Source organism: Mycobacterium sp. NGS27 (assembly GCF_059813005.1).
Genome location: NZ_JCALDT010000001.1, coordinates 988,159 through 999,520 on the forward strand (window position 1 = coordinate 988,159; position 11,362 = coordinate 999,520).

General features: G+C 67.0%; 9 protein-coding genes and 1 riboswitch. All 9 genes read right to left on the minus strand.

Annotated features, from left to right (window positions below):
• Window positions 1-98 precede the first annotated feature (98 nt).
• Window positions 99-434 (minus strand): DUF732 domain-containing protein, encoded by a 336-nt coding sequence (locus tag AC5Y30_RS04435; RefSeq protein WP_499916652.1) that lies wholly within the window; start codon window positions 432-434, stop codon window positions 99-101.
• Window positions 435-451: 17 nt separating this feature from the next.
• Complete coding sequence (locus AC5Y30_RS04440; RefSeq protein WP_499916654.1) at window positions 452-1,660, minus strand: PPE family protein; 1,209 nt, start codon at window positions 1,658-1,660, stop codon at window positions 452-454.
• An 18-nt stretch (window positions 1,661-1,678) separates the two neighbouring features.
• A complete protein-coding gene (locus tag AC5Y30_RS04445; RefSeq protein WP_499916656.1) occupies window positions 1,679-2,866 on the minus strand; it encodes a PPE family protein in 1,188 nt (395 codons plus the stop codon).
• A gap of 21 nt (window positions 2,867-2,887) precedes the next feature.
• On the minus strand, window positions 2,888-3,187 hold the full coding sequence (locus tag AC5Y30_RS04450; RefSeq protein ID WP_499916658.1) for a PE family protein: 300 nt from the start codon (window positions 3,185-3,187) through the stop codon (window positions 2,888-2,890).
• Window positions 3,188-3,460: 273 nt separating this feature from the next.
• Window positions 3,461-3,636, minus strand: a riboswitch (M-box (ykoK) riboswitch).
• Window positions 3,637-3,772: 136 nt separating this feature from the next.
• Window positions 3,773-5,605: a type VII secretion system ESX-5 AAA family ATPase EccA5 gene (gene eccA5 / locus AC5Y30_RS04455; protein WP_499916660.1), complete on the minus strand. Its 1,833-nt coding sequence runs from the start codon at window positions 5,603-5,605 to the stop codon at window positions 3,773-3,775.
• Entirely contained in the window at window positions 5,602-6,801 is a 1,200-nt protein-coding gene (gene eccE / locus AC5Y30_RS04460; protein WP_499916662.1) for a type VII secretion protein EccE, read from the minus strand. Before eccE ends, eccA5 begins: the two co-directional genes overlap by 4 nt.
• Window positions 6,802-6,823: 22 nt before the next feature.
• On the minus strand, window positions 6,824-8,674 hold the full coding sequence (locus tag AC5Y30_RS04465; RefSeq protein WP_499916664.1) for a S8 family serine peptidase: 1,851 nt from the start codon (window positions 8,672-8,674) through the stop codon (window positions 6,824-6,826).
• Window positions 8,652-10,163 (minus strand): type VII secretion integral membrane protein EccD, encoded by a 1,512-nt coding sequence (gene eccD / locus AC5Y30_RS04470; RefSeq protein WP_499916666.1) that lies wholly within the window; start codon window positions 10,161-10,163, stop codon window positions 8,652-8,654. The genes AC5Y30_RS04465 and eccD overlap by 23 nt, the downstream gene beginning before the upstream one ends.
• Before the next feature lie 267 nt (window positions 10,164-10,430).
• Window positions 10,431-11,333 carry an ESX secretion-associated protein EspG gene (locus AC5Y30_RS04475; protein ID WP_499916668.1) on the minus strand — a complete coding sequence of 301 codons (903 nt, stop codon included), beginning with the start codon at window positions 11,331-11,333 and terminating at the stop codon, window positions 10,431-10,433.
• Window positions 11,334-11,362: the final 29 nt, after the last annotated feature.

Genomic DNA, 11,362 nt, shown 5'->3' on the forward strand with positions numbered 1-11,362 from the left:
TCAACTCCCCTTTGCGGGTGGACTCCGCCGCCGGCAATCGGGCTTCGAGACGTTGCCGCATCGCGGCCATCCGAGGGCCGGAGCTGCCGATGTCCCGGTTAGCTCTTGTTTTGGGAGTTCGTCCCGCCATCGCTGCTGGCTAGTCGGTCGGGACAGTAGGCGCTGGCGGCGGCTTGGACGAAAAGAGCGGCTTTACCCATCGTGACCGCCGGGTTGAACTCGTGCAGATCCTTGATGATGTCGGCCTCTGAGGTGCCGGAGTTTGCCAAGTCGCATACCTTTTGGCCCGCTTTTATCGCGCGGTCGGGGTTTTGATAGCTGATGCCAGCCTTGTTGAGCGCGGTGAGGAACGCGTCGTCGTCGGGATCGGCGTGCGCCGGTATTGCGATGCCGACCAGCGCAAGGCCGCTGGCGAAAAACGGGAGAAACCTCATGTCGTGAGCTCGCTTCCTTAACCGGCCGCGGGTGGCCGGCCCATGATGCGGGGGCGGAATCCGTACATCGGCTCGGAGAACTCGTCCTCATGCCCACCGGGGAGGCCGGCCAGTGGCATGCCCGGCATGCCGACAGCCCCAGCCTCTTCCATCACCATCGGGGTGGCGGAGCCGAAGCTGTGGTATGCCCCCAGGCCGACCTGAGTCGTCGTCGACAGCGGTGTGATCGCCGCTCCGGTGGCGCCCCAGGCCGGCGGAACCGACAGGGCGCCAACCACACTCGCCTGGCCTACGCCCGCCACCGCTGCCGCACCGGGCGCGGTCACCGACGCCAGGTTCGCGGTACCACCAAGACCGGCGGCCAGGACCCCCAGGCCCGACGTGGTCGAGTCGACTGCGTTCAGGGCATTGATGGAGTTCAAGTTGACCGCCGAATCGACGAATGTCGTCGGGTTCAGCAGCCCACTGGTGGTGAAGGCGTTGGACAAGTTGGCGACCGAGGCGTTGTTGAGGAAGCTTCCGAACACGTTCCCGTCGGAACCATCCAAAAAGTTCATGAGTCCCGCGAGCCCGGGCTGGCCGGGTCCGTTGGTATCGGGGGCGAGTCCTAGCCACGAAAGCAGTCCGCCCGACGGGTCGCTCGAGGCGTCATTGGCGGCGTTGACAACCGCGGCGGTCTGTTTGGCGGTTCCGTCGACGGTGGTGTCAGATTGCGGTTGTTGGAACGGTGTCATCTGGGTCGCCGCGCGCGAGGCGACGTTGTAGTTGGTCATCGCGGCTGCGTCTTGAGCCCACATCTCGCCGTATTGGGCCTCGTTGGCCGCGATAAGTCCGGTGTTCTGACCGAAAAGGTTGCCGGCCACCAAGTGCTTCAGCTGGACGCGATTGGCCGCGACGACGGCAGGGGGCACGGTCGCGGCAAACGCGGCCTCGTATGCGGCTGCGGCGGCGTTGGCCTGTGCGCCAGCCTGCTCGGCCTGGGCGGCGGTGGTGCTGAGCCACTCGACGAAAGGAGCGATCGCAGAAGACATTGCGGCCGAAGACGGACCAAACCAGCCCTCGCCCACAAGTGACCTGATAACCGCATCGTAATTAGTTGCAGCGGAACGCATTTCACCAGATATGGCGTTCCACGCCGCCGCGGCGGTCAGCATGGATTCTGAGCCCGGCCCGGAATACATTCTGGCCGAGTTGATTTCCGGCGGCAATCCCGCATAAAGCGACATGACATCTTCTCCAGGTTCTCAGCCGGCGGCCGGCGGACGTGGCATGACGACGGGTCGAAACCCGTATTTGGGGATGGCGCGGCGTAGCCGCCTGCCGGTGGCACCCATCGGGCCCGCGACGCCTCCAGGCCCGCCTGCCGCCGGGGCGGGCCCCGCGTCCGTGAGACCGGTGACGCCGGTGGCCTGCACGGCCGTTTGACCGGGGGCGATATTGCCCGCCGACGTCCAGGTTTGCGGCACCGACAGCGAACCCACCAGACGCGCGTTGCCTACCTCGGCAGTTGCGCCGTCTAGGCTGGCCGGTCTCGCGCTAGACGTCAGGTCCGCAGCAGCGACGCCTTCGGCGTCGGCGTCGAAATCTGCTAGGCCCCCCAGTGTCGTTGCATGCTGCGCTGCCAGGACGCCCTGCGCCGACGCAATGATGAACTGCGGGTTGAACGGGCCACCGGCGAGGGCACCGTTGACCACCGCGGTGGAAAAGAAGTTGCCGTTCGTGAACGTCCCGAAGGCCGAATTGCTTTTCCCGCTCAACAGGTCGGCCAGCCACGATGACAAAGAACCCGTCGACGAAGATGTCGCGGGATCTGCGGCCGCCGAAGCCAGTGTCGACTGCACCGTTCCCGCCGGTGCTTGAGCCGCATTGATCACCGAATTGGCTTGGGCCGCGAGTGCGTCGGTATTGGTATTCGGCTGCGGCGCCGTCATAGGTGTCAATCGGGCCGCGGCCGTTGACGCGCCCGCATAGCCGTTCATCGCGCCCGCGTCTTGCGCCCACATTTCGGCATACTGCGCTTCTGTCGCCGCGATCGCCGGGGTGTTCTGGCCGAAGACGTTGGTCGCCACCAGGATCGCCAGCTGAGCGCGGTTGGTCGCGATCACCGGCGGGGGCACCGTCATGGCAAAGGCAGACTCGAAGGCGGAAGCCGCCAAGAACGCCTGACTACTGGCCTGCTCGGCCTGGGTGGCGGTGCCATTCAGCCACGCCAGGTAGGGCGCGGCCGCGGCCAGCATCGACATCGACGAAGGGCCCAGCCAACCCGAACCCGTCAATTCGTTCACCACCGCCCCGTAAGAGGCCGCAGCGGAGCGCATCTCGGCGGCCATCGTGTTCCATGCGGCGGCGGCGGCCAGCATCGGTCCCGATCCGGGCCCGGCATACATTCTGGCCGAGTTGATTTCGGGTGGCAGCGCCGCAAAATCCAGCATCGTCGGTTCCCCCAGGACTTCTCAGCGCGCCGAGACTGCGTTGATGGCCTCGGTGGCCGCGTATGACCCGGCACTGGTCTGCAAGGTGTTCACGAAGTTCTCATGCACCGCGGCGGCCTGGGCGCTCAGCGCCTGGAACATCTGGCCGTGCTGCGCGAATCGCGCCGCCGTCAGCAGCGACACGACATCCGCGGCGGCAGGCACCACGCCGGTCATCGGGACGGCGGTGGCCGAGTTCTGGGCGGTCAGCGCAGAGCCGATCTCTTGCAGCAGTCCGGCTGCCACCGACAACGAGTCTGGTTGTGCCATAACAAAGTTCATCACGAAATCTCCCCACGAAAAGGTCGGCACGCCAGGGTCTGGCCATGCCGCGGGCGCGCAACGACGCGATGGCGGTGCGCATGCTACGAAAACTGGCTAATTACAAGCCAATTCAGGCAAAAATGAAGCTGAGGCCGGATCGAAGCGAAATGGTCAGCGATCTGGCGTACGGACTGTCACCGGGACTAATTCGCTCTCACCTCCTCAAAGCCAGGGCGCGCGAGGGCGCCGCACAGTCACACGGGGAGGAACAACCAGGCGAAAAGGCCGGTCGCGGCACCCCTCTCGTCAGAGCTTCGGCACCACACGGCGTATCCGGCTAATCAAAGCCGGAAGCCACTTGGGCTCAACCCTTAATCCGGGAGGAGCTGTCCTGACCCTGGGCGTCTTTCGACGTTCGAGGTCAGTGGCCTGTGTCCGTGCAGACGCCTCACCTAGCGAGGTGCTTGCATTGGCAATGGTGGCACTCGGCCAGGGTTGAGTCAAGCTGACGTACAACACAATCCCTGAGGTTCACTCCGAGGTCACCTGGGATGCATCCGGCCGGCGCCCGCTGCGAGGGCTCGCTGACCCGAGGATGACGGGTCAGTCCGGCTTCTTCTCGGCGACGGCCGCGCTGAGGCCCTCGGCGAGATCCTCCTCGGTCAATTCCTTGAAACGCAGCAGTTGCCGCTCGCTGAACTCGGTCACATCGCTGGCCAGCACCGCGTCCAGGTCCTCGTCGTCCAGGCGGAAACTACGGTGATCGCGGGCCTTTTCCACCACGTTGCGCACGAAACCCGCATTGCCGAGCGTATCGATGCCGCGGATGAGATCGCCGTCCTCCGAATAGCTTTCGTCGAGATAGAACTTCGTGTACGACGGCAGCAACGCCTGTGCCGATTCGTCGGTGATCACGTCTTCGTTCTCCTGGCCCATCAACCGGGTCAGCGCGACCAACTCGTCCGGGGTGTAGCTGAAGAACTCGATGACGGTCGAAAAACGCCGTCGCAGACCCTGATTCACCTCGAGCATCTTGTCCATGGCCTTGGCGTAGCCCGCGCCGAAGACAACCAGCTCGTCGCGATGATTCTCCATGTACAACAGCAAGGTGTTGATGATCGCGTTGCCGTACGGGTCGCCCTGCTGATAGCCCTTCTCGTGCAGCGTGTGCATCTCGTCGAAGAAGACCGCGCCGCCCAGCGCACCCTCCAAGAGCTCCTCGGTGTTCTTCTCCGCGTCCGCCATGTAGCGCCCCAAAAGCTTGGTGCGGCTGGTTTCGACCACCACGGGCTTGCGCAGCACGGTCAACCCGCACAGCTGCTTGCTGAAAGCCCTTGCCACCGAGGTCTTTCCGGTGCCCGGCGGACCGAGCAACAACGTGTGGCGGGACGTGACCGGCACTGGCAGCCCCATCTTGGCGCGCGCCAGGTTCACCTTTGTCGTCGACTTGATGAGCTTGATTTCGCGCTTGGCGCGTTCCATGCCGAGCATGGCGTTGAGCTCTGCGTCGCCTTCGGCCAGGTACTTCGCCGCCTCTTCGGCGTGGCGAGCGGCCTCGGCCTCGGCTCGGGTCGGTGCGCTGTCCGGGTCCCACGGGTCGGTACGGGCCTCGATGGTTTCGGGATCGGTCAGGACCAGGCGGAAGTTTGGGTTGTCCAGCGCTTCGCGGGCCGGCGTGAACTTCGGGTCCCGCGAGTACACGCGCCGCAGCAGCTCGACGGCCTCGTCCTCACGGCCCAGGTGCCGCAAGCACATGCCCTGGGTGTACAGCGCGATGTTGGCCGCGCCCGGCACCCGGTCGCCTTCGATGGCCTCCTGGCCGCGGCGCAAGGCCTCCTCGAAGACGCCCAGCGAAGCCAGCGCCGTGGTGGCCATCGCTGCGCCCGCGGCCTTGAGTTCGGGTTGCCGCCAGGTCTTCCCCTCGGCGAACTGGTTCAGCACATCCGGCCACCGGGCCGTCCGGAAGTACAGCACGCCGCGCACGTAGCTGACCAGTTCCTCGTCGACGGGTTGGCGGGGTTCGACGCCGTCGATGAGTTTCGCGGCTTCCTCGTAGCGTTTGGCCTCAGCGAGAACAGCGGCGTACGCGCATGCCAGCGTCTCCACGCTGGTGACCGCCAGCCGCAGGAACAGCCCGTCGGAAACCTCTGGGCGGAATTGCAATTCGGTCACCCCGAGGCGGCGAGTCTCCCAGCCGAAGGTCCGGATCGCGGACCACGCACCGGAAAGCACATCGATGCTCTGCTCCCCCGCCAGGATCCGCGCCAGCCAGGCGTCACACATCGCTGGATCCAGGTTGGTCGCCGTGGTGAACATCTGCGACGCCACCTGCGGATTGTGGCTGGGCTGCAGACCATTGACGGAGACGCCGGAGGCCAACAGGCCGGCGACCATCGCGTTACGCGCGCCTTCGGCGGTTGATTGCGGCCTTGTCATTGCGCCACAGGGACGCCCGTCGCGCTCGCCGGCAGGCGGTGGACGGATAGCGCGAGGTCGTCATCGTCGGCGCGCATCGGACGGCTCGGCACGACCAGAAGGGGGCGCGCCGTCGGGGCGGGCAGGCTGGCCCGCACCGCGGCGAGCTGGCGGCCGGTGAGCCGGTTGAGGCCCGACGAGACGTTGCGGCGCAACCGCTTCTCGGTGTGGTACCGCACCCATGCCGATACCTGCGGCCGGCCGCCGCGCGAGGTGAGCCGGATGGTCAGCACCGTGGCGACGGTTTGGTCCGCCCACAGCTCATCCAGCTTGTCGGTGGTGATGTCGGACGGCGACAACCAAAAGCTGGTGACGAACCCGTTGAAGTGCTTGAGACGACGCCAGCCGGGGCGGCTCCAGGTCGGTTCCAGATCGGCCAGCACCGCGCGGTCGACTTCCGCGAGCTCCTGCGCGGTCAAGGGCCGGGCCGCGCAGGTCAGCCCGTCAAGGTCTTGGGCGAGCCGCTCGGTGGCGGCCACCAGGGTCGACGCCAGCGAGTCGCGGGCGGCGACGGCGGCAACGTTGCGCTGCGGGTTCATCCGCAACACCAGCCAGGTGCGGCGAATGTAGGAGGTGGGTGCGTCGTCGGCCACCTCCCGCTCCTGGGGGCCCCGGTCGTCCAGCTTCGACAGCTCGGCGCCACTGCCGACCCCGCCGACCTTCACCGACACGATGTCGATGTCGTCGAGGTGGATGTCGAACTGGCGCAGGCCGGAGGCGACGGCCGACACCAGCAGCGTCGGCGCCGAGTGCCGGTGACGAAGGCGCGAGGCCGAGTCGTCGTCACCGCCGCTGATGCCGATCACCGTGACCAATTGGCCTTCGTACTGCCGCACGCCGACCTTGTCGCGCCCGTACTTGCGCTGATAATCGAGGACCGGGGTGCAACCGGCGGACAGTGCGGAGCCCGGGTCGGCGGACCAGTCCCACAGCCACGTCGCCAACCCCGTCGTCACGGTGAGGCCGTGGTAGGTCACCAGCGACAGCAGCGTCACCAACAAGGCCAGGCCGACACCCACCCAGAACGCGATGCGATAGGTGCCCTGCCAGGATTCGGGGCAGTGGCTGGCCACCAGCATGATCACGACGTCGATCAAGAACACGGTGGTCAGCCGCGGCCATGCTAAGGACAACCCAAACCTGCGCTGACGCTTCATGAAAGCTGCTCCGCCCCTACTGCTATTTCCGTGATCGCTTCATCAGCGTCGCCGTACCGAACACTCCGCCGCCGATCAGTAGCGCTCCTAGCAACCCTCCGGCTGCCACCCACACTGGCACCATATCCCGGCGCGGGGCGGGTGTCGGAATGTTCAGCGGTGCCGATAGTTGCTGCGGCGGTTTCACCGGACCGTCGGGTACATCCCAGGTCAGTGCGGCAACCGGGTCGACGACACCGTGACCGACCTGGTTATCCACGCCGCGCGCGGGCGCACGGGCGGTGCGGGTCAGGCGGTTGATGACCTGATACGCCGACAGCTGCGGATACTTGGCCCGCACGAGTGCCGCGACGCCGGACACAATCGCCGCGGAGAAGCTGGTGCCCGACGGGACCAGCAAGGTGTTGTCCGGCCCGTCGATCGCGTTGATCAGGCCGTCGTCGCGCGGCGAGAGTCCGACGACGTCCGTCCCGGGCGCGGCGATCCCGACCCACGGCCCGGCCACGCTCGTCGACGCCTGGCCCTGGTTGCCCTGGCTCTGCGGGCGGCCTTCGGTGTCGACCGCGCCGACCGTGAGGACGAAGTCGCTGAACCAGGACGGCGTCACGACCGTCGTGACCGCGTTCCAGTTGCGAGGATCGTTGGGCTGCAACGGATCATGCGGCGGGTTCTGCTTGCAGTCCTTTTTGCTGGTGTCGCCGGCGGCAGCCACGATCACGGCGTTCTTGTCGACCGCCGCGTAGCGAACGGCCGCGCCCAGCGACCGCTGGTCGATGATGTTGCGCGCGCTCATGCAGGTCACATCGGAGATGTTGATGACCTGAGCACCAAGGTTGGCGGCGTGCACGATCGCGCGCGCCATCGTTTGAACGTTGTCGATCTTGGCCGAGGTCTGCGGGTCCTCGTCACCGGTGTAGGCGTCCTTCAGGCCGAACGCCTGGCTGGACTGCCGGATCGCGATGATGTCGACATCCGGGGCAACTCCGCTGAACGCGTCCGGACCGCCCTTGGGCGGTGGCGGGGGTGGCGGTGGCGGTGGCGGGTCGAGTGGGCGCGGGCCGCGCAGGTTGTCCACGTTGGCCACGTGCCCGCCACCGGCATAGCCGGGAATGGTCACCGTGCCGCCGCCGTGACCGGCCGCCGGCGCTTGCCCATTGGGGCCCGGTCCACCTTGCGATGGTCCGGGGGGCGGGCCCGCGGGCGCTGGAGCCGCCGGAGCCGCCGGCGCCGGCGCCCCGAATGGACCCTGGGGCGGCGCTTGTTCCTGAGACTGGGGCGGCGGCGGGACCATCGTCACCGTCTGAGGCAGCGGCGACAGGGTCACCGTCTGCGGCGGTGGCGCTTTGGGCGGTGGCTCCGTAGTGGGGATGGTGACCGGCTTGCGCGGTGCCGCCGGCGGCACTCCCGCCCCGTTGGCCGGCGCCGCACCGATCATCGACGCCACGATGGTGCCGTGCGCGTCGCAGTCGGACAACCCGTCCCCGGCCATGATGTAGTCACCGCCGGGAATCAGGTGCGGAAACCTCGGGTGCGGCGTCACGCCGGTGTCGATGACGGCCACCTTCACCCCGGCACCCCGACCGAACTGCCACGCCTCCTGCAGATTCAGCATGTCCATGTACTTCGGCTGCAGCCGGAAATCCGTCCCCGGCAGGACACCGACCTCGGTGCAGTACGAGTTCTGCTTCATCGGCGCCCCGGGCCCCGGCGGACCGTCCGGCGGGACCGCGGCGGCGTCGATCGTCGGGGGCGAAATGGCGTAGGCGGGCGGTAGGCCGGCTAATGCGCCCGACGCCAGTAAGGCGGCGGCAACGGTCGCGGCGGACGCGCGACTACGCCACACCCTGCCCCTAGCGATAGCGGATTGCTGCATAGACATTCATCAACCACAATGCCAGCGGGAAAATTGGCATCAGGCAGAGGTATTCAATCCATTCCACGAATTTGCGGAATAGCGGGCTGTACACGGTGTTCGGCACCACGGCCGCCGATGTCAGTCCCGCGGCCGGCAGCAGCACCAGGATCGCCACGCTGATCGACACCGCGAGCGGGCTCTGCAGTACCAGCGCGTAGCGCAACACGACGGCACCGACGATCAGCACCGCGGTTCCGGCCAGGGTGATCGCCTGCCAGCGGTCGACGTAGGAGCGGCCGCGCAGCATCAGGAACCCCGCGCTGAATCCGGCCAGCAAGAGCGGCAGCCAGCGCTGTCCCGTATGCGGATCCGACAGTGCGGTCAGGGACACGATCATCAGCACGCCGAGCCCGATCAGCAAACCCGACAGGAACGAGCGGGCGCGTTCGGCCTGGGTCAACACGTCGCGGACCGACGCGGGGCCCTCCAGGACCGGAGGCCCGCCGTCGGAGCGCACCACGGTGGTGGGCAGGTCGGGCCGGGCCTCGAACACCCACCGGCTGGTCGCCGATGGAAAGACGGGCAACCGGATGCCCGCCAGCCGCCGCGAGATCGCCGGTGCGCTTTGGTAGATCATGACCGACACCAGCACGGTGCAGGTGAAGAGCGTCACGGCGCTCGTCATGGCGACCATGCGGGCGAGCGCGGCCACCGTCGTGATCAGGCCGACGGTGACGATGGCGGTGTAGATCGCCAGTCGGCGACCGGTGAACCGCAAGGCGAGGATCGCGCCGACGCTGAGCACGCTGAAGCCCAGAACCGCGTGCGGCGATCCAACACCACCGGGCGGCGCCGCCGCCGCCGCGATCGACACCGGTGCGAGGCTGCTCAACAGCATGGTGTCGGCGACGCGACGCTCCTGCTGCGAACGGGCCCGCATCAGCAGCATCAGCGAAACACCCAGCACCACGGCGCCGATCACGCCCGCGTACACGGTCGGAAGCCACGAGTTGTGGTGCCAACGCCACCAGCCGAGCAGGCCGGCCGCGGTCGTCACCCCGATGGCCACCATCGACGCCCCGACCTGCACCGCGATCACCGGGTCGATGGCGGCGAAACGCTTGCTCAGGTCCGCCGCGACCGCGGTGGAGATGTGCTCGATGACCTGCGAGCGGTGCTCGGTGTCCGGGATGAACCGGATCCACAACCGGTCGCCGTCGTAGACGTCCTGCTCGCTCAGCGATTGGGTGGCCCGCAGCGGCGAACCGTCCACCAGGCACAGCGCCCAGCGGCCCCGGCCCGACGCCTCCAGCGGAGTCTCGCCGAGCTCTCGCAACCGGCTGTTGACCACCTTCAGCAACGGTTCGGTCATCACCGAGACCGGGGCGTTGGCGTCCAGCAGGACACCGATCTGGACACCCGCGCCGGCCATCACGCCGACGACGACTGCCTGAGGCTGCGAGATTCCCTCAACGTCAGGCTGTGGTACTTCAACTACCGCAGTCATCGTCTTGCACTCCTTGTGATGAATGTGTCAAAAGCCCATGCCGCCAGCCGCGCGCGGGCGTGCGCCGGCGCACTCGTCGAGGTGCTGCGGCCCCCCGCAAAGTGCATTCCGACCAATTGGAATTCCATCTGCCTCGCCTTGCGATTAAGAGTTGTCGTTGACACCGGTTCGAGATTTGCTGATGCGCTGACAGAAGTATGCCGTGTTCGCAGCTCAACCGCATGTTGAGCGCGACGACATTGATGAAATCTTTGTTTCGCGCGAACCTCACACCCTGCTGTGGGTTTTCCACTCGCCGTAGGGAAGTGTGTCCAGCACAGTCTTGACGCCCACCTGCACCAACTGCGGGGTCGCCGGGCAGATGGCAAGCCACGCCTCCCCCGAACCCGCGGTGCGAGCCTGCTGGTAGAGCGCGATGCGGCCTCCGGAGCCGTCTTTCAGCGACAGCACCGACGCGCTTGGGCCCTTGGCGTCGTCCTGGTACTGGCGGGCGTACACCGCAACCTCGGCGGCCGGGTCGGACAGCGCCTGACCCAGGGCGGCCACGGTGGCGGCGCTGATTCCCATCCGGCGCAGGTCTCCCCCCGAAAACACGTTGAAGCCCGACTCCTGCCACGACTTCGTCGCTTCCAGCATTTCCTCCAGCGGGACGTTGACCGCGTTGATTGCTGCGGGCTCCGCGTGGTGGATGGACTCCAGCGCGTCGATCACCAGGGAGGCGATCGAGGCGCTGTCCGCGACGGCGACGTCGTCGACGGTGATCTCGCCGCCCACCCGAACGGCCGACACCCAGTGCTGGCCGCGGCGGGCCAGCACCACCCGAAATTCGTTGTCGGGGATATCGCGAGAGCCCGGGGGCTGATTCTCGTCATCGAGCACGCCGTAGGCCAGCTTGCCTCGGGACAACAGAGCGACCACCTCGAGGTCGGGCGCCGCGAGCACCCGCATCCGCGCGGTGACGTGCTCGTTCACCTCGTCGTTCTCGACGATCCCCTGCTCGCGCATCACCGCCATTCCGGGATGCTCGTTGAGCCAGTCGCTCGAGTCGGTCGACACATATGGCCGGCACCGCAGCTCCGGCGCGACGTGCCGGATGTCCAGGAGCGCCTGAAGCATCCAGAAACCGTCGACGTTGACAGTGATGTCGGTGCGGGTGCTCTGTTGGTCCATCAAATCCCCACTTGGTCCCTAATACTTCA